This is a genomic window from Picosynechococcus sp. PCC 11901 (assembly GCF_005577135.1).
In the GTDB taxonomy this organism is placed as follows: Bacteria; Cyanobacteriota; Cyanobacteriia; order Cyanobacteriales; family MRBY01; genus MRBY01.
This window is the reverse complement of sequence record NZ_CP040360.1, coordinates 1488231-1510225: the sequence shown is the minus strand read 5'-3', so window position 1 is coordinate 1510225 and position 21995 is coordinate 1488231. Positions and strand designations below refer to the sequence as shown.

Annotated in this window: 22 protein-coding genes and 1 riboswitch; of the genes, 15 read left to right on the top strand and 7 right to left on the bottom strand. The window is 48.8% G+C overall.

What is annotated here, in order from left to right; genetic code table 11:
- Positions 1–14: 14 nt before the first annotated feature.
- The gene (gene rpmB / locus FEK30_RS08320) at positions 15–251 is read right to left on the bottom strand and encodes a 50S ribosomal protein L28 (protein WP_012306474.1); all 237 of its coding nucleotides are present in this window, start codon (positions 249–251) and stop codon (positions 15–17) included.
- 79 nt (positions 252–330) lie between these two features.
- On the opposite strand from rpmB, the gene FEK30_RS08315 reads away from it, so the two are divergent.
- Complete coding sequence (locus FEK30_RS08315; protein WP_062432939.1) at positions 331–519, top strand: hypothetical protein; 189 nt, start codon at positions 331–333, stop codon at positions 517–519.
- Between the two features lie 130 nt (positions 520–649).
- Complete coding sequence (locus FEK30_RS08310) at positions 650–2092, top strand: MFS transporter (protein WP_138072851.1); 1443 nt, start codon at positions 650–652, stop codon at positions 2090–2092.
- On the opposite strand, the gene ctpA is transcribed toward FEK30_RS08310, so the two are convergent.
- Positions 2089–3333, bottom strand: a complete 1245-nt coding sequence (gene ctpA / locus FEK30_RS08305; protein ID WP_181445684.1) for a carboxyl-terminal processing protease CtpA — start codon at positions 3331–3333, stop codon at positions 2089–2091. The two genes, FEK30_RS08310 and ctpA, sit on opposite strands and share 4 nt — an antisense overlap.
- Positions 3334–3563: 230 nt before the next feature.
- Between ctpA and petB the strand changes: the two genes are divergently transcribed.
- Entirely contained in the window at positions 3564–4232 is a 669-nt protein-coding gene (petB, locus tag FEK30_RS08300; protein WP_012306470.1) for a cytochrome b6, read from the top strand.
- A gap of 56 nt (positions 4233–4288) precedes the next feature.
- The gene (petD, locus tag FEK30_RS08295; protein WP_012306469.1) at positions 4289–4771 is read left to right on the top strand and encodes a cytochrome b6-f complex subunit IV; all 483 of its coding nucleotides are present in this window, start codon (positions 4289–4291) and stop codon (positions 4769–4771) included.
- A 41-nt stretch (positions 4772–4812) separates the two neighbouring features.
- Here petD and FEK30_RS17100 read toward each other — a convergent pair whose 3' ends face one another.
- Positions 4813–4935 (bottom strand): hypothetical protein, encoded by a 123-nt coding sequence (locus tag FEK30_RS17100; RefSeq protein ID WP_255448006.1) that lies wholly within the window; start codon positions 4933–4935, stop codon positions 4813–4815.
- A gap of 19 nt (positions 4936–4954) precedes the next feature.
- Here FEK30_RS17100 and FEK30_RS08290 point away from each other — a divergent pair, with 19 nt between their 5' ends.
- The 3 genes from FEK30_RS08290 to FEK30_RS08280 are packed head-to-tail and all read left to right on the top strand — an operon-like array spanning position 4955 to position 7841.
- Positions 4955–7213, top strand: coding sequence for an NADP-dependent isocitrate dehydrogenase (locus tag FEK30_RS08290; RefSeq protein ID WP_255448005.1), 2259 nt, complete (start codon positions 4955–4957; stop codon positions 7211–7213).
- 59 nt (positions 7214–7272) lie between these two features.
- A complete protein-coding gene (locus FEK30_RS08285) occupies positions 7273–7587 on the top strand; it encodes a type II toxin-antitoxin system Phd/YefM family antitoxin (RefSeq protein WP_012306465.1) in 315 nt (104 codons plus the stop codon).
- Positions 7581–7841: a Txe/YoeB family addiction module toxin gene (locus FEK30_RS08280; RefSeq protein WP_315862716.1), complete on the top strand. Its 261-nt coding sequence runs from the start codon at positions 7581–7583 to the stop codon at positions 7839–7841. Before FEK30_RS08285 ends, FEK30_RS08280 begins: the two co-directional genes overlap by 7 nt.
- Positions 7842–7857: 16 nt before the next feature.
- Here the strand turns inward: FEK30_RS08280 and FEK30_RS08275 are convergent, their stop codons facing one another.
- Positions 7858–8751: a CoB--CoM heterodisulfide reductase iron-sulfur subunit B family protein gene (locus FEK30_RS08275; RefSeq protein WP_065716105.1), complete on the bottom strand. Its 894-nt coding sequence runs from the start codon at positions 8749–8751 to the stop codon at positions 7858–7860.
- Positions 8752–8837: 86 nt separating this feature from the next.
- Here FEK30_RS08275 and FEK30_RS08270 point away from each other — a divergent pair, with 86 nt between their 5' ends.
- On the top strand, positions 8838–9599 hold the full coding sequence (locus FEK30_RS08270; protein ID WP_138072847.1) for a histidine kinase dimerization/phospho-acceptor domain-containing protein: 762 nt from the start codon (positions 8838–8840) through the stop codon (positions 9597–9599).
- Here the strand turns inward: FEK30_RS08270 and FEK30_RS08265 are convergent.
- On the bottom strand, positions 9559–10032 hold the full coding sequence (locus tag FEK30_RS08265) for a GNAT family N-acetyltransferase (RefSeq protein WP_315862041.1): 474 nt from the start codon (positions 10030–10032) through the stop codon (positions 9559–9561). The two genes, FEK30_RS08270 and FEK30_RS08265, sit on opposite strands and share 41 nt — an antisense overlap.
- Before the next feature lie 362 nt (positions 10033–10394).
- Positions 10395–10494, top strand: a riboswitch (TPP riboswitch).
- Positions 10495–10503: 9 nt separating this feature from the next.
- Between FEK30_RS08265 and thiC the strand changes: the two genes are divergently transcribed.
- From thiC to gyrA, 7 genes are all read left to right on the top strand, one after another.
- Positions 10504–11889 carry a phosphomethylpyrimidine synthase gene (gene thiC, locus FEK30_RS08260; protein ID WP_012306459.1) on the top strand — a complete coding sequence of 462 codons (1386 nt, stop codon included), beginning with the start codon at positions 10504–10506 and terminating at the stop codon, positions 11887–11889.
- Positions 11890–12180: 291 nt separating this feature from the next.
- Positions 12181–12396 (top strand): DUF2283 domain-containing protein, encoded by a 216-nt coding sequence (locus FEK30_RS08250; RefSeq protein WP_138072843.1) that lies wholly within the window; start codon positions 12181–12183, stop codon positions 12394–12396.
- Between the two features lie 111 nt (positions 12397–12507).
- Positions 12508–12789, top strand: a complete 282-nt coding sequence (locus tag FEK30_RS08245) for a hypothetical protein (protein WP_138072841.1) — start codon at positions 12508–12510, stop codon at positions 12787–12789.
- Between the two features lie 21 nt (positions 12790–12810).
- A protein-coding gene (locus FEK30_RS08240) for an IS630 family transposase (protein WP_138071064.1) occupies positions 12811–13759 on the top strand; the annotation gives its coding sequence in 2 pieces (ribosomal slippage) (positions 12811–13151 and positions 13150–13759; 951 coding nt in all).
- A gap of 150 nt (positions 13760–13909) precedes the next feature.
- Positions 13910–14431 carry a hypothetical protein gene (locus tag FEK30_RS08235; RefSeq protein ID WP_138072839.1) on the top strand — a complete coding sequence of 174 codons (522 nt, stop codon included), beginning with the start codon at positions 13910–13912 and terminating at the stop codon, positions 14429–14431.
- A gap of 460 nt (positions 14432–14891) precedes the next feature.
- On the top strand, positions 14892–17087 hold the full coding sequence (locus FEK30_RS08230; protein ID WP_138072837.1) for a ComEC/Rec2 family competence protein: 2196 nt from the start codon (positions 14892–14894) through the stop codon (positions 17085–17087).
- A 159-nt stretch (positions 17088–17246) separates the two neighbouring features.
- Entirely contained in the window at positions 17247–19856 is a 2610-nt protein-coding gene (gene gyrA / locus FEK30_RS08225; RefSeq protein WP_030007580.1) for a DNA gyrase subunit A, read from the top strand.
- A 99-nt stretch (positions 19857–19955) separates the two neighbouring features.
- On the opposite strand, the gene FEK30_RS08220 is transcribed toward gyrA, so the two are convergent.
- Both FEK30_RS08220 and FEK30_RS08215 read right to left on the bottom strand, forming a co-directional pair.
- Positions 19956–20909 (bottom strand): ABC transporter permease, encoded by a 954-nt coding sequence (locus tag FEK30_RS08220; protein ID WP_030007581.1) that lies wholly within the window; start codon positions 20907–20909, stop codon positions 19956–19958.
- 19 nt (positions 20910–20928) lie between these two features.
- On the bottom strand, positions 20929–21861 hold the full coding sequence (locus FEK30_RS08215; RefSeq protein WP_138072835.1) for an isoaspartyl peptidase/L-asparaginase: 933 nt from the start codon (positions 21859–21861) through the stop codon (positions 20929–20931).
- Positions 21862–21995 lie beyond the last annotated feature (134 nt).

Here is a 21995-nt window from a genome sequence, read left to right as displayed (position 1 = left end):
TGGCGTTTTTGACCTTAGAGTTTGTTAAGGTTGATACCAGCTTCTCTAGCCATGGCATCGATGCCTTTCTTTTCAAGGGTTTTGATGGCTTTGGTGGAAAGACGTAGGCGGACAAAGCGATTGCCTTCGGGCCACCAGACTCTTTTCCACTGCAAATTAACTTCTTGTAGCTTTTTCGTCCGACGGTGGGAGTGGGACACCGCCATCGCATTATTGGCTTTCTTGCCGGTAATCTGGCACTTACGGGACATACGAAAGATCTCCTAGCAATTTTTATAATAAGTAATCCAATCTACAATCATAATGCATTAACGAAGCGAGGCCAAATTCATGCAACGCGGAAAACTGACCGCTATTATTACCGGAGCGATTTCTCTTTTGTTGGCGATCGCCTATTTACTGCTCGTCCAAATTCTAGATTTTCGCGGCGAAATGAAACCCGCGCCGATGGTGGAGATGCTCCCGACAACGATCAGCGTTTTCGCCCAGCCCCATATTGATCAAGCATTTCACTCCTAAGCATTAAAGCGATTTCCCTGGGGCGACCAAGTTGGGCCGCTAGAATGAAATTATGACAACCAATGGGCGATAGTCCTCTAGTCCTCAACTTCATCCATAGGGCGATCGCTCGGCAACTGGAGAATTTTATATGGCTTTTACTGGGGAAGAAAAATCTTCCCAAAATCCAACCATCGCAACCCCCTCAACGGACAATTCCCCGCAACAAAAACAAGAGTTTAATGCCTGGCAACTGTGGAACATGAGCATTGGCTTCCTGGGGATTCAGTTTGGTTGGGGCCTGCAGATGGCCAATATGAGCTCTATTTTTGAACATCTCGGCGCTAGTGCCCACAGTATTCCGATTCTTTGGTTGGCGGCCCCCCTAACGGGTCTTTTGGTACAACCGGTCATTGGCAATTTAAGTGATTACACTTGGACTCCCCTGGGACGCCGTCGCCCTTACATTCTCGTGGGGGCCATCTTAGCGTCCATGGCGTTAGTCCTTATGCCCCAATGTGGCAGCCTTTGGATGGCGGCGGGACTCCTGTGGATCTTAGATACCAGTGCCAATACGAGTATGGTGCCGTTTCGGGCTTTCGTTGGCGATTTACTGCCCCAGCAGCAACGGACAAAAGGGTTTGCCATGCAGAGCGTGATGGTTGGCCTAGGGGCGATCGCCGCTTCGATGTTGCCTTGGCTCCTGAGTCACTTATTTGCTGTCAATTCCACCACTGGCCCAGATCAGCAAATTCCCCAATCTGTCACCTGGTCTTTTTATATTGGTGCCGGGCTTTTTCTCACCACTGTACTGTGGACGGTGCTGACCACCTCAGAATCTCCCCCTCCGGATTTAGACCGCTTCGACCAACTCAAGGAAAAACGGGGTGGTATCCGCCAGAGTTTCAGTGAAACCTGGCAAGTGTTGGGACAAATGCCACCGACGATGTATCGACTTGCTTGGGTGCAAATTTTTACCTGGTTAGGAATTTTTTGTTTTTTTATTTACTTCCCGCCAGCGGTGGCCCGGAATATTTTTGGGGCTGTGGATATTCAGTCAACCCTCTATAACCAAGGCATTGAATGGGCAGGGCTTTGTTTTGCGGTGTTTAATGCCGTCTGTATTCCTTTCTCGTTCCTGTTACCCTGGTTAACCCGTCGCGTTGGTCGCAAAGTGATCCACATCATTTGTCTTTTGTGTGGTGGCTTTAGTCTGATTGCCCTCTTAAAAATTCAGCAACCCTGGCTGCTTTTGCCTTCGATGGTTGGTTTTGGCTTGGCCTGGGCCAGTGCCCAAGCGATCCCCTATGCCATTTTGACCTACGCTTTACCGACCCAGAGACGGGGCATTTACCAGGGCATTTTTAACTTTTTTATTGTGTTACCAGAAATCGCTGTTTCCCTGGGCTTTGGCTGGATCATGGAACATTGGCTCCAGGATAATCGACTGACTGCCGTGGTCTTGGGGGGGAGTTTTCTTGTGATTGCAGCAGCTTTGATGTTATTTGTGCCGACGGAGGCAAAACAATTAGCGGGTCTACAAACATCACCACAGAAAATGGCAGAGCCTTCGGTGGTCGATTCAACGGTTTAGGAAGCTTGGGAAATTTGGGCGATCGCCTGGTCTTGGGTCAATAGATCGAGGGCGGCTTGATATTGCAGATCCGTCTCACTCCCCATCATTGCATAGCCGATCGGCTCTTGGGGCACCACCTCATCGGGCATAATCCCCAACTTGTTAATGTCGTGGTGGAGAGGCGTCTCGTATTTCGCGACGGTGACGGCCATACCCGCCCCATCCGGCAATTCAAACAAAGATTGAATCAGCCCTTTCCCAAAGGTTTTTTCGCCCACGAGCACCGCCCGGCCATTGTCCTGGAGTGCCCCGGCTAAAATTTCACTGGCGCTAGCGGTCGATTGATTCACGAGGACAACCAGGGGCGCATCGGTGAGGGGTTGGCCAACAGCACTGTAACTTTCAAAAATCCCTTGGCGGTTGACCGTGTACACAATGGTTTCTTGATCAAGCCAGAGGCGCGCAATTTCGATGCCCGCCTGGAGTAAACCACCGGGATTATTGCGCAGATCGAGGACATAGCGGTCAGCCCCCTGTTTTTGCAACTGATTCAGGGATTTGATAATTTCTGTTTTGGCGTTGGCACTGAATTGATTGAGGCGAATGTAACCCACTTTTTCGCCATTTTTTTCGTCTAATTTGTCATAGACAGGATTTAAGGCAATGGTGTCGCGGGTCACTTTGACGGTGCGTACCGTGTCTGTTTTCGGAGATTTTACGGTGAGGGAAACGGTGCTGCCTTTTTTGCCACGCATTCTTGCCGCCGCCTCCTCAAGGCCAATATTGCGGGTGTCAATGCCATCAATGGCTAAGATTTGATCCTTGGCTTCAATGCCCGCCGCTTCTGCTGGGGAGCCAGGCAAGGGCAAAATCACTTCTAAAACATCGACTTCTGGATTGACATTGATCTGTAAACCGACCCCCGACAGTTCGCCAGAGGTACTGACTTTTAGGCTGCGGTACTGCTCTGGGCGCAATAGACGCGTGTAGGGATCATCGAGGAGGGCCAACATTTCACCCACAGCTTCATAGGCTTCGTCGCGGGTTTTGAGGGGCCGCTTCAGGAATTTTTGCCGGATGAGCCACCAATTTTGGTGGTTAAAGGTTTCATCGACGTAGGCTTGACTGACGTAACGCCAGGCCTGGAGCAGTAAATCTTGTTCGTCGGTAAAGGCGATCGCCCGCTCCATAGGCCCAAAGACCAATACCAACACCAGCAAAAGACTGCAAAGACCAGCCTGTAAACGTTTTCTCAGCATCCGTCGAGTTTTATGAAAAATACTTGATTATTTTTAACACTATAGCGAAATTAACAGCCCTTTGACGGTTTTTGAGGTTATCCTGAGGCGATCGCCATCAACAAAAATTTGCCCTGACGCCATTAGCGTCATATCCGCCAAAAAGCCCGATAATCCTGTTACTTCACCACTTGACAGAGCAAGCTGTGTTACATTTTTGTAAAGAGATTTTTCGTTTCTAATCAGGCTTCATGTTTACAAAAGAAGTTACCGACTCCAAATTATATAAGTGGTTTAACGAACGACTAGAAATCCAAGCGATCTCTGACGACATTTCTAGTAAATACGTTCCCCCCCACGTCAATATCTTCTATTGTCTGGGTGGTATTACCCTTACCTGTTTCATTATCCAGTTCGCCACTGGATTCGCAATGACCTTCTACTACAAACCCACCGTAGCAGAGGCATTTACTTCCGTTCAATACATCATGAATGAAGTGAACTTCGGGTGGTTGATCCGTTCGATCCACCGTTGGTCTGCCAGCATGATGGTCTTAATGATGATTCTCCACATTTTCCGGGTGTACCTCACCGGTGGCTTTAAGCGTCCCCGTGAGCTGACTTGGATTACTGGGGTCATCATGGCGACGATCACCGTTTCCTTCGGTGTAACTGGTTACTCCTTGCCTTGGGACCAAGTTGGTTACTGGGCAGTCAAGATTGTGTCTGGTGTACCTGCGGCGATTCCTGTCGTGGGCGACCAAATGGTTGAGTTGCTCCGGGGTGGCGCAAGCGTTGGCCAAGCAACCTTAACCCGTTTCTACAGTCTTCATACTTTTGTTTTACCTTGGTTGATTGCGGTTTTCATGTTGGCCCACTTCCTCATGATCCGTAAGCAAGGTATTTCTGGTCCTTTGTAAGGATCAGGTTTTCCGTTTGCTCAAAACAACGTTCTTGTTGAGGAGAACTTTTACTCATGTCTATCATGAAAAAGCCGGATCTTAGCGATCCAAAACTCCGGGCAAAACTGGCTCAAAACATGGGACACAATTACTATGGTGAGCCGGCTTGGCCCAATGACATTCTCTTTACCTTCCCCATCTGTATTGCGGGAACCATCGGTTTAATTACCGGCTTGGCGATTCTCGATCCAGCGATGATCGGTGAACCGGGTAATCCTTTCGCAACACCCCTGGAAATTTTGCCGGAGTGGTACCTCTACCCCGTCTTCCAAATCCTCCGGGTACTACCCAACAAACTGCTGGGTATTGCTTGTCAAGGGGCGATTCCGTTGGGTTTGATGATGGTGCCTTTCATTGAAAGCGTCAACAAATTCCAAAACCCCTTCCGTCGTCCGGTGGCGATGGCTGTTTTCCTCTTTGGGACTGCGGTCACTCTCTGGCTCGGTGCGGGTGCTTGTTTCCCTATTGATGAGTCTTTGACTTTGGGCCTGTTCTAAAACCCACGCCTAATTTTTTGGACTAATTTTATTTTTCATTTCTAAACAGATTGGCGATCGCCCCCTTTGGCTCCGGCTAAACGATGGCGATCGCCTTTTGCGTGACCCCTATCAGCATTTCCAGACGGAGAAGCGTCAAGGCTAGACCCTGTGCCATGTATCATTTAGGCTGAGAAACATTCCGTGACACGACGCCTAAGCGATATGAGCAACCAGACCTCGAAAATTACCTACACTTTTACCGACGAAGCCCCCGCACTGGCGACCTACTCCCTACTCCCCATTGTGGAGGCCTTTACGACTGCGGCCAATATTGAGGTGGAAACTAAGGATATTTCCCTCGCTGGGCGGATCATTGCAAATTTTCCGGAATATCTCACCGCCGACCAACGCCGCCCCGATGCCCTCGCTGAATTGGGTGCTCTCGCCAAAACTCCCGACGCCTACATCATCAAGCTGCCCAATATTAGTGCCTCTATTCCCCAATTGACAGCGGCGATCAAAGAATTACAAACCAAAGGCTACAACGTGCCGGATTATCCCGCAGACCCCAAGACCGAGGCAGAAAGGGAGATTAAAGCGAAATATGCGAAAGTTCTCGGTAGTGCCGTAAACCCAGTGCTGCGGGAAGGCAATAGCGATCGCCGGGTCGCCGCTGCCGTCAAAGAATATGCCCGGCACAATCCCCACAAGGTCGGGGAATGGACAAAAGACTCCAAATCCCACGTCGCCCACATGGATGAAGGAGATTTCTATGGCAGTGAACAATCGGTCGTCATTGAACAAGCGGGCACCCTGAAAATTGAACATCAAGGCACCGATGGCACCGTGACCATTCTCAAAGAAGCCATTCCCGTGCTTGCGGGTGAGGTGGTCGATGCTGCGGTGATGAGCGTCAAGGCTCTGCGTGCTTTCTATGAAAAAGAAATTGCCGCCGCTAAAGCCGAGGATATTTTATTGTCCCTGCACGTCAAAGCGACGATGATGAAGGTGTCTGACCCGATTCTTTTCGGTCACGCCGTCACCGTTTACTACAAGGACGTTTTTGCGAAATATGCCGATACTTTCCAAGCCTTAGGTGTTAGCCCCAATAACGGTTTAGGGGATGTTTACGCCAAAATTGCCAATCTTCCAACCGCAGAGAAAGCGGCGATCGCCGCGGATCTCCAAGCGGTTTATGACAAGCAACCCCGGTTGGCAATGGTCAATTCCGACAAGGGCATTACCAACCTCCATGTGCCCAGTGATGTGATCATTGATGCGTCGATGGCGGCAGCGATTCGCACCTCCGGGAAAATGTGGGGAGCCGACGGAAAACCCTACGATACCAAAGCGATGATTCCCGACCGTTGTTACGCCACCATGTACCAGGCCTGCATTGAATTCTGTCAAGAAAATGGCGCTTTTGACGTCAAAACCATGGGCAGTGTCGCCAACGTGGGACTAATGGCGAAAAAAGCCGAAGAATACGGTTCCCACGATAAAACCTTTGAAATTGCCGCCGCTGGTCAAGTGCGCGTCATTGATGGGCAGGGCAATATTCTAATGGCGCATCCCGTGGAAAAAGGAGATATCTGGCGGATGTGTCAGACCAAGGATGTGGCGATCCAAGATTGGGTGAAATTGGCCGTTAATCGCGCCCGCCTCACAGGGAATCCCACCGTATTTTGGTTAGATGAGAACCGCGCCCACGATGCCAAAATTATCGCCAAGGTTAAAGGGTATTTACCCCAGCATGATCCGAGTGGTTTGGATATTCACATTCTCCCGCCAGTGGATGCGATGAAATTTACCTGCGCCCAAATTAAAACTGGTCAGGACGTCATTTCGGTGACAGGGAATGTGCTGCGGGACTATCTAACGGATTTATTCCCCATTCTCGAACTGGGTACCAGTGCAAAGATGCTCTCGATTGTGCCGTTACTGGCTGGGGGTGGTCTGTTTGAAACGGGCGCAGGCGGTTCTGCACCGAAGCACGTCCAACAGTTCCTCGAAGAAGGCCACTTACGGTGGGATTCCCTGGGAGAATTTTTGGCGATCGCCGTTGCCCTTGAAGACCTCGCCCAGAAAACAGGCAATGACAACGCCCTAGTTTTGGCAGAGGCCCTAAACAAAGCCAACAGTCAGTACCTCAACAATGACAAATCTCCCTCCCGCAAGGTGGGCGAAATTGATAACCGGGGCAGCCATTTTTATCTGGCGATGTATTGGGCCCAAGCCTTAGCGGAACAGGACAAAAACCTCGAATTGAAGGCGAAATTTGCCCCCTTAGCCCAAGCTTTAACGGAAAACCAAGACAAGATCGTGGCGGAGTTAAATGCGGCTCAAGGTCAATCGGTTGATATTGATGGGTACTATTTTGCTAATTCTGAAAAAGCGAGTCAGGCCATGCGTCCTAGTGAAACTTTAAATCAGGCGATCGCCACCTTGATTACTGCTTAAAAACCCAATTTTTCGAGGATCGGCTTAGTGGAAACAAAATATTTTCTGAGGCCGATTTTTTGATCACTGGTTTATCTAGCAAAAAAGATATACTAGGAATAATTTTAAAGCCCACGAAAAAAGCGATGGATTTGCTCACAGTTCAAGAAGCGCAAAATAAACTCCAGCGACTCATTGATGAAATTGCTGATAGCCATCAACCGATTGTGATTTCTAGTGAACACAATAAAGCTGTGATGATTTCACAAGCTGATTGGGACGCGATCCAAGAAACCCTTTATTTAGTCAATATTCCAGGCATGAAGGCATCCATTCAAGAGGCAGCCAGAGAACCTCTAGAAGAATGCATTGCCTTGGAGAATCTGGACTGGTGAGCTGGAAAATAATCTTGTCAAAGCAAGCAGCTAAAGACGCCAAAAAAGTTGCATCTGCTGGTTTGAAACCAAAAGTTCAAAAACTTCTGGGAATTCTCCAAGAAAACCCCTATCAACCTCCCTACGAAAAATTAGTGGGCGATTTAAAAGACTATTATTCACGCCGCATCAACATTCAACATCGTCTGATTTACCAAGTTTTAGAATCCGAGAGAATGATTAAAATTTTGCGGATGTGGAGTCACTACGAATGAGCATTTGACTCTTTTCTTAAAAACCCAATTTTTCAAGGAGCGGCTTCGTAGAAACAATATGTTTGCCGAGGCCGAGTTCCTTAGGAGAAATACCCAATGCGAGAGCCACTAATTGGGGCAAATGGAGCACAGGAATCCCTAATTTCTGGCCAATAACTTTTTCGACTTCTGGTTGGCGCGAGTCTAAATTGAGATGACAGAGGGGACAGGGGGTCACAAGGCAATCTGCCCCGGCGGCGATCGCCGCTTGTAGATGTTTCCCTGCGAGACGAAACGCTTGTTCTGTGGCATAACTAGAGAGGGGCCAACCACAGCATTGGGTGCGACCATCATAGATAATTGGCGTTGCCCCAACCGCCGAGAAAACAGACTCCAGAGAATGGGGCTGGACAGGGTCATCAAAGGGAAGACTATTTTGAACCCGGAGGAGATAACAGCCATAAAAGGCGGCACATTTGAGTCCTCGGAGAGGCTTAATTACTTTTTGGGTGAGCTTATCAAGGCCATAATCTCCCACGAGCGCCCAGAGCAGATGTTTGACTTCGCTAGTGCCTCTGTAGGGTGAACAGTGGGATTCACTCAGGAGATGATTGACCTGAGAAAAATAATCTGGATTATTGTCTTTGGCTGCTTTGAGGCGTTCATCGACATGGCCGATTACCCCTTGGCAAGTGCTGCAGTGGGTTAGTAAGGGTAAATTAAGCGATTCAGCCAACGCGATGTTGCGGGCATTGACGCTATCTTCTAGGAGTTGGGATTCTTCTTTGTAGGTGCCAGAGCCACAACAGGCAGCTTGCTTGAGTTCGATTAATTCAATGTCGAGGGCTTGGGTGAGGGCCGCCGTGGAGAGGTACAGTTCCCGACAGGCTCCTTGGGCGACACAACCGGGAAAATAAGCATAGCGCAACATTTCAGCCAAACCTTAGGATCTTGGAGGATGTAGGTTCATCTTATCGTTGCTCGTTTCGTAGTCTGTGAAAATAGTTATGTTTTGTTATGTCTAATGGTCTTTCTGCTTTGAATACGGATTTGGCGATCGCCCTCCAGTGGGGACAATTCCAGGCGCGGTTTTTTGGCCAAGTGGCCCACGAATTGCGATCGCCCTTGAGCACGATCATGGGGCTGCAGCAGCTCATTTTGAGTGATTTGTGCGAAAGTCCTGCTGAAGAACGGGCCTTTATTGCCGAAAGTTATGCCGCCAGCCAAAAATTACTGGGGTTACTTGATTTGGCGATCGCTGTTTCAAAGTTAGATTATGGTCAAAGTTCGAAACAGGCGGAGTGGTTTGATCTCGAAATGCTCCTCGCAGAACTAGAAAGCCTGCTCAGCGTAAAAGCTCAGAATAATAATTTGCGCTTGACCATTGCCCATCCGGTCGGCGCTACCCTGGATATTTTTGGAGATCGCCACCACCTACACCAATTTTTCCTCACCCTCATCGACACCACCCTACAACGGGCTGAACAAGGCACAATTCACCTCAGTTACGGGCTACAGCAGCCCAATAAAATCATGTTTCAACTGACCTCAACCCAGACCACGGACTTTTGGCGTGAAACCCACGTGCCGGATTTAACCTTAGGCGATCGCCCAAGCCTCGAAGAAGTCCAACAATTAGCCCAAGCCCTTGAATTTTCTCCGGCCCTAAAGTGGCAACTGTGCAAAAAGCTGTTGGCGAGCTACGGGGGGACCCTGACCCGCCATTACCAAGACCAAACTATGCAGGTAATGGGGCAGTTTCCTCAACCGCACAGGTAATCACGCTGATCGGATGCTCGTGGTTGTGGAGCACCATGGTAGTCGTCGCATTTTCTTTAAAACCAATGCGCTCATAAAACGTCTGTTGGTGGGTGGTCATCAAATAAACCCGCTCGACTCGGCACATCCGTGGGTGGCTAATCAGGGTTTCAACCAACTTACGGCCTAGGCCCAACCCTTGATAATCCGGGTGGATCACCACATCCCACACCGTCGCCCGAAAGACGCCGTCTGAGGTTCCCCTGGTAAACCCAATCAGGCGATCGCCATCCCACACCGTCACCACCGGATCACTGTAGGCGATCGCCGTTTCTAGATCCGCCAAAGAGCGTTCCCTCGCCCAAAAGGCCGTCGCGTTAAACAACGCCTGCAACTGCACCAGATCAACCCTGGCTTTATCCACAGAAAACAAAATATTGCTGCAATCCGAAATTTTATTCATAGCCTTTTAGACGCAGAGGGAATAAAACAAAAACACCCAGGGCAACCCTTTCCTTGTCCCACGGGAATGTTCTAGGACAGGCGGATCGCGAGTGCAAAAGAACAATAGCTAAAAAAGCCACCCATTCTAATTAACCCATTAGCAATCTTAACCTGAAAAATTTGTCCATCATTGTAACCAGTTCCGCCATACATCCGGTGATGAATTGTTGATTTTTAGCTTTTTCCCCAGAAAATAGCGATTTTCCAGACTGCTGTCCAAAAATCCTTAAATCTGCCCAAATCCCGTCAGACCCTGATCCCAGCCCCGCCATACTTCCCAAGACTTTGCTAAGGAGTGATGTTAGAATTTATTGCCATAGCTAGGGGTGTCTGTCATAGGAATCAGACTGAGATAGTCCCTTAGAACCTGAGACTGGGTAATACCAGCGTAGGGAAGCTGTTAATAGAGGATTAAAACAATATGAGAGCTGATTGGGTCGCCAAACGGCAAGGTCAAAGTAACGTCTCCCAAATGCACTACGCACGCCAAGGCGTTATCACCGAAGAAATGGACTACGTGGCAAAGCGTGAGAATCTGCCCGTTGACTTGATTCGCGACGAAGTAGCCCGGGGCCGTATGATTATCCCGGCTAATATCAATCACACCAACCTCGAACCGATGTGTATCGGCATTGCTTCAAAGTGCAAAGTCAATGCAAATATCGGTGCGTCCCCCAACTCCTCCGAAATTAATGAGGAATTAGCCAAGCTACAACAGGCCGTTAAATATGGTGCGGATACTGTGATGGATCTCTCCACTGGGGGCGGCAACCTGGACGAAATTCGTACCGCCATTATCAAAGCCTCACCGGTGCCCATCGGGACTGTGCCCATTTACCAAGCCCTAGAAAGTGTCCATGGCAACATGGAAAACCTCACGGCCAATGATTTTCTGCACATCATTGAAAAGCACGCCCAGCAAGGGGTGGACTACATGACCATCCACGCTGGGATCTTGATCGAGCATCTGCCCCTCGTGAAAAACCGGATTACGGGGATTGTGTCCCGTGGTGGTGGGATTCTTGCCCGTTGGATGTTGCATCACCATAAGCAAAATCCCCTCTATACCCACTTTGACGACATTATCGAAATCTTTAAGCGTTACGATGTGTCCTTCAGCCTTGGGGATTCTCTGCGCCCTGGCTGTACCCACGATGCTTCTGATGAGGCGCAACTCGCTGAACTGAAAACCCTCGGTCAACTGACCCGTCGCGCTTGGGAACACGATGTCCAAGTGATGGTAGAAGGCCCTGGCCACGTCCCCATGGATCAGATCGAGTTCAACGTGAAAAAGCAGATGGAAGAGTGTTCTGAAGCGCCTTTCTATGTGCTCGGCCCCTTGGTGACTGATATTGCGCCTGGCTATGACCACATCACCTCGGCGATCGGGGCAGCAATGGCTGGCTGGTATGGCACGGCGATGCTCTGCTATGTCACCCCCAAAGAGCACCTCGGCCTACCTGATGCAGAGGATGTACGGAATGGCCTCATCGCCTATAAGATTGCGGCCCATGCGGCAGATATTGCCCGTCATCGTCCTGGGGCACGCGATCGCGATGATGAGTTGTCCCATGCTCGCTATAACTTCGATTGGGAGAAGCAGTTTGAGTTGTCTCTCGATCCGGAACGCGCCCGTGAGTATCACGATGAAACTCTTCCAGCAGACATCTACAAAACTGCGGAATTCTGTTCCATGTGTGGGCCAAAGTTCTGCCCGATGCAGACCAAAGTTGATGCGGATGCGTTAACGGAACTGGAAAAGTATTTAGCTAGTACTGCCGCCAAGGAAGAACTCGCCAAAGCTTAAGCCTTATTTATGGGGTGTGTTATTGCAAAATAATGCACCCTATACTCACATTTCCTGCATGAAATTCACACAATATTTTTTAACAACGAGACAACGTTCGGATCGAAGCTTAATAAAATTAGAATGGATTGAGTTCGTGATTCTAAATCCCGAAAAAGAGCAAATCCAGGAAGATGGACGTATCAAGAGATGGGCAAGAATTCATGAAATGGATAACCGGGCATTGAGGGTTATTTTACTTCAGGATGGAGAAACGATTCACAATGCCTTTTTTGATCGGAGTTTTAAAAAATGAAGATTCAATATTTTCAAGATACAGATACTCTATATTTAGAATTCAATCAAAATCCGATTGTAGAAACGAAAGATATTAACGAAAATACTCTTGTTGATTTAGATCAAGATGGCAAAGTTTGCGCAATCACTATTGAGCATGCTCAAAACCTCACAAATTTAAATGCTTTTTCCTTTGAAACTATCATGCCAAAAATGCTAGTTTCTTCGTAGAAAAAAGCATACAGGAATGAGTTTTGTGAAGACAAGTCGCATTTTTTATTATGTCAATAAAATGCAATTCATAAAAATCGTTATGTATTTATAGTAAAAAACACCGATGATATGACCGAGCAACAAAAAGACACCATCTTTTTGGATTTTTTAGCCTGTGCAAAGGGAATATTCTTAAGGTCTTTAACATTACTTGAGCCAAGTCAAAGTGATGATTTTTCTGTAATTTCTGGAAGTATTTTACTGATAGTCGCTTTAGAAAAGTTAGTAAAAAATGTGATTTATCAAGTAAGTCCTTTGATGATTTTATATCAAAAGCTAGATTTCCAGATTCTATTTAAATACAGCATTTTTCGGGCTAGTAAAGCGATAGCGAGTAAGATAAAGCTGTAATCTACCCAATCAAAATTTGCAGTGCGACCCTACTCTGTTGATTTACGCCAAAAAATTATTGACACCTATCTCGAAGGCAAACTATCACAGCGCCAAATTGCTGAGCAATTCCGGGTTGCCTACAGTTTCGTGCGTAAACTAACTAAGCAATATCGTGAAACAGGAGATATTCAACCCAAGCAGCGCCTCAAACAAACCCCCACTAAACTCAATGAGACTCAACTCATCACCCTGCAACAGCTAGTAAAGCAGCATAATGATGCAACCTTAGCCGAACTCTGTGACCTTCTCGAAGAAACCGTTGGCGTCAGGATTAGTGTGACCACAATGTTTCGGATGCTCCAAAAACTCAAGATAACCCTCAAAAAAAACACTGCATCCCGATGAGAAAGAAACAGAACGAGTACAGCAGCAACGATATGAATTTTGGCAACTGGTGCGGGAGATTTTAGTAAAAGACTTGATCTTTATTGATGAATCAGGGGTTGATTTAGCGCTGACTCGATTACGGGGTCGAGCACCCAGGGGAAAACGTGCCCATGGGAAACGTCCCAGCAAAAGGGGGAAACGAGTATCCATGATTAGTGCCATTAGTCTTGAGAAGGTACTGACCAATGTAAATCTACTGGGCAGTAGTGATGGTCTCACTTTTGAAGCTTTCATACATCGCCAGTTAGTACCTCAGTTATGGCAAGGAGCCTGTGTGATTATGGACAACTGCTCTATCCACAAGGGGAAAGCCATTAGGGACTGTATTGAAGCAGTTGGTGCAAGACTGATATTTCTTCCTCCATACTCGCCAGACTTTTCACCGATTGAGAATTGTTTCTCCAAAGTCAAAAGTATTTTACGTTCGTGGGGAGCCCGTACTTATCCAGAGCTCGCACAAGGGATTGAGGCCGCCTTCTCACAAGTATCAAGCCAAGACTTGCAGAATTGGTTTACCCATTGTTGCTACTCCGCCTCATAAGACCGAAAAACGCTGTATAATAAAGGCTGTGATTTCGCAAATCACGATACCATTTCATTTAGTGAAGCCTTAAAGAGATTACTTCAGCTTTATCCCACTTTAAACATCTACAAGAAAGATATTGAATCAATTATTCTTTACAGGAATCTTTTGGTTCACAATTTTGGTTACTTAGATATTCAAGACTTAAAGAGGAAAATTCAAATTAAAGTTGCCAACTTTACTGAAGCAATATGTCGTGAGTGCATGCAAGAAGACCCTAAGATTGTTCTTGGTGATTCTATTTGGTCAAGTTTGCTAAATAACCATAATGAGTATAAAAAAGCATCTTTTTTGGAATTAGAAGAAAGAATCAAGCACTATCAACAACTGCTTAAAATAGGAGAATCACTTTTATGTCCTCAAATATCTTATAGAAATAACCAAGAAGCTGAATCTATTGAATGTCCAGTATGTAAAAGTCAAGCTACTATTTACTCTGACGTGGAATGGGATGTAGACGTTGACCATAGAGAGGGAACTATCATGGGTGTTGATATCTTTGTTTTTCCTGTGCTTTTAGATTGTTCCTGTGGTTTTACTTTGGATAATTATGATGAAATAAGAATGGTTTTAGATGACGAATATGATGATTTTTGCGAGAGAGTTAGGAATAAAACTTTAGATATTTGAAAATCTATTTATGGATCTTATGAAGTGCGTCAATAATAGCAAATACAATTTTCATTTATCTACATTATGACAATATTTATAGGCAATAAAAATGATCTAGCAATAGGATGAGAGCGTTAATTTCAAAAGAATTTTTTTCCTGATTTTGATGATCGCCTTTTTAGGGAGTCAACGGACAACCCTGGTCACGAGTGAAGGAAACAACACTATGACGCGCATAGGGTTCTGCCTTGGAGGTCTTTAGCAATGTCAATGCGGATTTTTATGGCGCTCATTTGGGGATGGCTCGCGAAAATCGACGGCAATATAGAGGATGGCCCATTCTTGGTGCTCAATGGCATAGTCATTGATTCACACAAATTTTCTACTCTGAGTCCTTCTACCGTTTCCTCCCCAATTCCCATGGATAAAGTCGAGCTAAGCTTGTGGGCAAGTTTTTGTACCTTTGCTTTCTTTACCTATGGTTTTTCAGCGTGGTATCGTCCTCTGTCTTGGATATCTCATTGGTCTTGGTTTAACGGGATTTTGGGGGCCACTGAACCCGCAACCTTCTTTGCTGCAGTGGGGGTTATTGGTTGGGGCGATCGCCTTGGGGACAATCCTCGCAACAATTTTTCTTCCCCGTTATCTCTGGCAAGTGCCGCGCCGCTTCTGGCCGATGCTGGGATTGGTGATGCTGCTGGCTGTAGTTTATAGTCAAGGGCGTCTACCCCGTCCGGCGACCAATGGTCTCTATAGCCTCACCCAAAGTCAGCCCAGTTTATTACAAAGTCCCGTAGAAATCCAAGGGAAAATTTACCGCTCCATCACCACACAAGAGCCAGACAAACAACGGTTTTGGTTTCGGGTGCAAAATGTAAACCTAGGGCAAAATGTTGCTCCCCAAAAAGAAAATTTATATGTCACGTTAAGCGGAGATTTTTCTCAATTTAAGCTTGGCGATCGCCTCCAGTTGACAGGGCGTTTATACAAACCCCGACCGCCTCAAAATAAATTTGCCTTCAGTTTTCCAGATTACCTACGCCAAAACAATACTTTTCTGGGTTTTAGTGCTTGGGAAGCGGTATTAATTCGGCGAGAAGAGTCGCTCACAGAAATACTGCGCCAACGGATTCAACGGAGCCATCGGGAATTTTTACCAGACAAACCTGCTAGCTTGCTCAGTTCCATGGTGTTGGGACGTCAGACCACCAATTTAGACCCCGAAATTTATGATTTGTGGGTCAAAGCGGGCTTGGCCTACACCGTCGCCGCGTCTGGGTTTCATGTGTCGCTGTTGTTGGGGGTCGTGCTGTGGCTCCTGCGTGATCAAGAAGAGAAAACACAATTCTATGGCGCGGCAGGAACTTTACTCGGTTACGTGCTGCTGACGGGTTTCCAGGCTTCGATTCTCCGGGCGGCCTTAATGGGGATGGGGGGTTTAGTGGCCCTAGTGCTTGATCGTAAGGTCAAGCCCATTGGTCTTTTGCTAATGACGGCAACGGTGTTGCTCCTGATTAAACCGCTATGGCTTTGGGACTTGGGCTTTCAACTCAGTTTTTTGGCAACCTTTGGCCTGTTTACGACCCTAGAGCCGCTTCAAAAAAAGCTAGATTTTCTTCCCCCAACGGTGGCAACGGCGATCGCCATTCCTATTGCCGCCAGTATTTGGACATTACCCTTACTGGCCTACAAATTTAATGTGATCGCCACCTACTCGATCCCCACTAGCGTCGTGCTGTCACCCATTATTGGCCTGGTCAGTTTGGGCGGTATGGTCAGCGGTGCTGTCGGTCTATTCAGCCCAGAACTCGGTGGGGCGATCGCCTATGGGCTGGGTTGGCCTTTGCGAGGGATGATTTGGCTCGTGGAACAGGTTGTGGCGTTGCCTGGGAGCCAAGCGAGTGTCGCCGCGCTACCTTTGCCGCAACTGCTTGTTTTCTATGGAGTGATGCTGTTGATTTGGCGCTCTCCCTGGGCCCAAAAACGGGCCAAGCCCCTGATCAGCGGTTTGTTAATCTTTTTCATTACAGTGCTGGTTTATCGTCACTTCAATACCACTCAAGTGACGATCTTTGGCGATCGCCAAACCCCTGTAATTGTCGCTCAAGCGGGCGGTAAAACCCTGGTAATTAATGTCGGTTCCCCTGGATTTTGGGAATATACCCTCGAACCTTTTTTACGTCGCAGCGGCCTCAATCAAATTGATGGCTTGCTTTCCCTGACGCCCCCCGACCCCGCCGCCCAAACCGTTGATTTTTCCGGTGAACTGCCTATCAAACAGCGTTTTTCACTCCCCCAATCTCCAACCGATAAGGTTACAATCCTCCGCCCCCTCGAACCGAAACGCCTCGGTCCGATCCGCTTGCAACTCCTCCAGGAAGATTTGCATATTTTAGAAATTCGTCTCCAGGGCCAAGCCTTTTATTTGCTCAGTAAACAAACCGCCGACGCCGACTTTATCGCCCAGTGGAATCCGGCCATTCTCATTGCAAAGGCCGCTGATCTCGATTTCAAAATCTGGCAGACCCTCAAACCCCAAAAGGCGGTCGCCATTGGTTCTCCCCAGGGTCATTTTTTAGCGCCCAACCGCATCGTTTACTGGAGCGAAACCGACGGCACGATTCAATGGACGCCCCGCCAGGGTCTCAGCAGCCTTGCGCCCAATCTCCCCTAGGCCCAAAGCCTTTTCCTGAGCCAGTTTATGCCCCAAAGACTGTGGTAAAATAGGAGTCTATTTGACCGAAAAAATCCAGTTAAAAAACGCAAAATAATCTTCCTTAACGTCTTTTTCTCTGGTTTTTAACCTTTTTTGACCTAGCGGAGCCGAAATCCTATGACCTCCCCCCAGGAGCGCATTATTCCCACCGATTTAAGCAATGAAATGTCACGCTCGTACCTAGAGTACGCCATGAGTGTGATTGTGGGGCGGGCGTTACCCGATGCACGGGATGGCTTAAAACCCGTACACCGTCGTATTTTGTATGCGATGTATGAATTGGGTTTGACCCCAGATCGCCCTTTCCGGAAATGTGCCCGGGTCGTGGGGGAAGTCCTCGGTAAATATCACCCCCACGGGGATACAGCGGTCTATGATGCCCTGGTGCGCATGGCCCAGGATTTCTCCATGCGAGACCCGCTGATCAATGGCCACGGTAATTTTGGCTCCATTGATAACGACCCAGCGGCGGCCATGCGTTACACCGAATGTCGGCTCCAGTCCTTGGCGACCAATGCCCTGCTGCGGGATATCGAATCAGAAACCGTTGACTTTGCGGATAACTTCGATGGCTCCCAACAGGAACCCGTTGTTCTCCCTTCTCGGATTCCCCAGCTTTTGGTGAATGGTTCTTCGGGGATTGCGGTGGGGATGGCGACCAATATCCCGCCCCATAATCTTGGGGAAATTATTGATGGGGTGACGGCGCTGATCCACAATCCTGAGATCACAATCAAAGAACTAATGCAATTTGTCCCGGCCCCTGATTTTCCGACGGGGGCACAAATTCTCGGTCGTTCGGGGATTAAAGATGCTTACATGACGGGTCGGGGTTCGATCACGATGCGGGGAGTCGCCGAAATTGAAACACTCCGTCAAAATGGTCGGGAAAAAGAAGCAATTATCGTCACCCAACTGCCCTACCAGACCAACAAGGCGGCGCTGATCGAACGCATTGCCGATATGGTCAACGATAAGAAAATTGATGGCATCTCTGATATCCGCGATGAAAGCGATCGCCAAGGAATGCGGATTGTCATCGAACTCAAGCGCGATGCTTATCCCCGTGTTGTTTTAAATAATCTGTATAAACATACGCCCCTCCAGGCCAATTTTGGCGCGAATATGCTGGCCCTGGTGAACGGCGAACCCCAACTGCTCAACCTGAAGCAATTCCTCCAGGTGTTCCTGGATTTCCGGGTGGAAGTAATTACCCGGCGCACCCGCTACGAACTGCGCAAGGCCCAGGAACGGGATCACATTCTCCAGGGATTACTCATTGCCCTCGATAATCTCGATGCGGTGATTCACTTGATTCGCCAGGCAGCGGATACGGCGATCGCCCGTCAAGGGTTAATGGACGGCTACAACCTCAGCCAAGCCCAGGCCGATGCCATTTTACAAATGCAATTGCGTCGCCTCACGGCCCTAGAAGCGGACAAGATCGAAGCAGAACACCAGGATCTCTTGCTGAAGATTACGGATCTCGAAGATATCCTCGCGCGTCGGGAACGGGTCTACGCGATTATCGAAGCAGAGCTCACCGAAATTAAGACTATCCACCAGAGCGATCGCCGCACAGAATTGGTCTTGGATGACGGCGATCTCCAGGATATTGACCTAATTGCCAATGAGCAAGCGGCTATTTTGCTCACCGAACAGGGCTATATCAAACGCATGCCCGTGGCCACCTTTGACGCCCAAAACCGCGCCACTCGTGGCAAAGCCGCCACCAAAATGAAGGAAGACGATGGCGTCGACCACTTCCTCACCTGCTGCGATCACGACCATGTGCTGTTCTTTACGGAGCGCGGCGTCGTTTATTCTCTAAATGCTTACCAAATCCCCCAGAGTTCCCGCACGGCCAGAGGTTTACCGGCGATTCAACTGCTCCCCATCCCGAAGGATGAAAAAATTACAGCAATGCTGGCAGTGAGTGAGTTTACCGAGGATGAATACCTCGTCATGCTCACCCAGAACGGCTACATCAAAAAAACCGCCCTGTCTGCCTTTGCCAAAATTCGCTCGAACGGTCTAATTGCCATTTCCCTCGAAGATGGGGATGAACTCCGTTGGGTACGCCTCGCGCGACAGGAGGACAGCATCATTGTGGCCAGTAGTGAAGGAATGGCGATCCACTTCCAGGCTGACCATAATCAGCTGCGTCCCTTGGGCCGTTCTACGAGAGGCGTGCGGGCGATGAAACTCAAATCCGACGATGACAAATTGGTGAGCATGGATATTGTGTCGTCTCAAATTACGGCGGCGATCGCCGCTGCGGATACAGCAGAAGACGAAGACGATAACGAAGAAGTCACCGAAAATGTTGACCAGGGGCCTTGGGTCATCGCCGTAACCACAAAAGGCTTCGGCAAGCGGGTGCCCGTGGGACGATTCCGCCTGCAAAACCGTGCGGGGGTCGGCCTCCGGGCGATTAAATTCAAATCTAAGGCAGATCGGTTGGCTTCCCTGAGAATTGTCAATCCCGAAGATGAACTGATGCTCGTCACGGGGCGCGGCATTATGATCCGTCAGGCTGTGGAGTCGATTTCGCTCCAATCCCGCAGTGCTACGGGGGTCAGAGTACAACGCCTGGATGGGGATGATGCGATTGTGGCAGTGGCCCTAGTACCGCCCCCAGCAGAAGAAGACGGTTTAGAAACTGTGGATATTGCCGCCGAGGAAGACAATTTAGACATGGTGGAGGTCACAGCTGAGGAAGAATAACCTCTCCCAAGGGAAAACACCCTCCGCCTACGGCACCTCCCTTAAGGGATAACACACCCTCCGGCTTTCAGCCACCTCCCTCAAGGGAGGATTTTTTTGTTACTTAATGCGAGGATCGAGGAAACGGTAACTCAGATCGGCGATCGCATTAAAAATCACCACCAAGGCCGCATAGATAATCGTAATCCCCATAATTACAGGTGTATCGTTGCGGTTAATGGATTCAATAAGCAGCGCACCGATCCCTGGCACCCGAAAAATTTGCTCTGTCACCAAGGCCCCCGTCACAATGCTCGGCACATCAATGGCAATTAGGGTAACAACGGGAATCAAAGCATTGCGCAAAATATGTTTGCGGAGCACGGCAAATTCCCCCAAGCCCTTGGCATAGGCCGTCCGCACATAATCCTGGGGCAACTCTTCGAGGATTGCATTGCGCACAAACCGGGTCAAAATCGCCGTTTGGTACAACGCGAGGACGGTGATTGGCAGGATTGATTGCTGGATCTGCTGCCAAAAACTCTGAAAGTCATTGACCACCAGGGTGCTGTTGTACAGCGAGGGGAGCCACTGCAATTTCACGCTAAAGACAATGATCGCCAGCAAACCCGTGAAAAAAGTGGGTAGGGAATACCCCAAAAAAGCAAAGGTGGTGGCCAGTTGATCCAAAAGAGAGTTGCGGCGCAGGGCAGAGATAATCCCCAGGGGTAAGGCGATCGCCACACTCAAACCGTAGGCAAGACCCACCACCCAGAGGGTCGTCGGCAGGCGTTGCCAAATCAGACCCAGCACAGGACTTTTACTCGTAAAAGAATAGCCCAAATTCCCCTGGCACAGCGCCCAGAGCCATTTGACATAACGAAGATAAAAGGGCTGATCCAGACCCAGCGATCGCCGAATATTTTCCCGCACCTCTGCCGTAATTGCCGGGTTATTCGCAAATTCACTCAGGGGATCCCCCGGCGCTAAGGCCAAAATTGTGAAAATCACAAAACTAATGGCGAGCAATGTCCCCAGGGCGATCGCCAAACGTTTTAGAAGAGTGCGCATCACCATCGGCCTCCCCTCTTCCCTAGAGACAACCGACCCCCGGTTCCAGTTGCCATTCCAGGGTATCCCCCACAGCGGTGCCGTCGTGGTAGGCCGCCAAAAGCACTTCGCTGGTTTTTCCCCAGACAATATTGCCCCCGGCATCCAAGGCGATCGCCCCCAGATCCCGTTTATTTACCGTTGCTTCCTGGATTGATTTTTCCATGGCGGTTGGCAAACTTAAACCATCGGTGACCCGAATAACCACCTTCGCCGCAAGGCATTCGTCAATAATGTCTTCCCCAATGCCCGTGCAACTAACCCCAGCCACCTGGGTTGCATAATTTCCCGCAGGCATCGCCGAATCACTCACCCGACCAATCCGCTCTAAACCTTTTCCGCCCGTAGAGGTAGCCGCTGCAACCCGACCATTTTGGTCCAAAGCCACCACCCCAATGGTGCCGCGCCGCGCCATTTCATCCTCCGCAACAACCCCGGCCATACTACTGCGAAAATTTCCCTTACGTTCTTCCAGCCATTCTTCGAGGCGCAAATCGGTCAGAGGATCATGAATGGGGAGCTGTAGTACCCGCACCATTTCCGCCGCACCAACATCGGACAACACTCGATCATCTTCCGTTTGCAACGCCTGGGCCACTTCGATGGGATTTTTAATGCGGCCCACATTAATCACGCCGCTAAACCGTTGGACCGTACCATCCATCAGGGAAGCGCTCATGCGAATTTGACCATCGGACTGGAGCACCGACCCTGTCCCTGCATTGAAACGCGGCTCATCTTCCAATAATTTTGCCCCTAGGATAACGGCTTCCACAGCACTGCCGCCCTGTTCTAAGAAGTCATAAACCTCTTGGATAATCCTGTGGAGCGACTTCCGTACGGCGATTAAGCCCCCTTTGCCCTTGAGGGAACTGCCGGCCCCACCGTGAATAATGAGTTTTGGTTGCACTGTCATCCCGCTGATTCCCCAGAATTTTTAACTAAAAGCAAACGCTAGGAAATTCTATCGAGAAATGTCGGCCCTGCCTATGGTATCAGCCCAATTCCCCAAAAAAAGCGCCCTAGGATTCGACTCTCCTAAAACGCTTT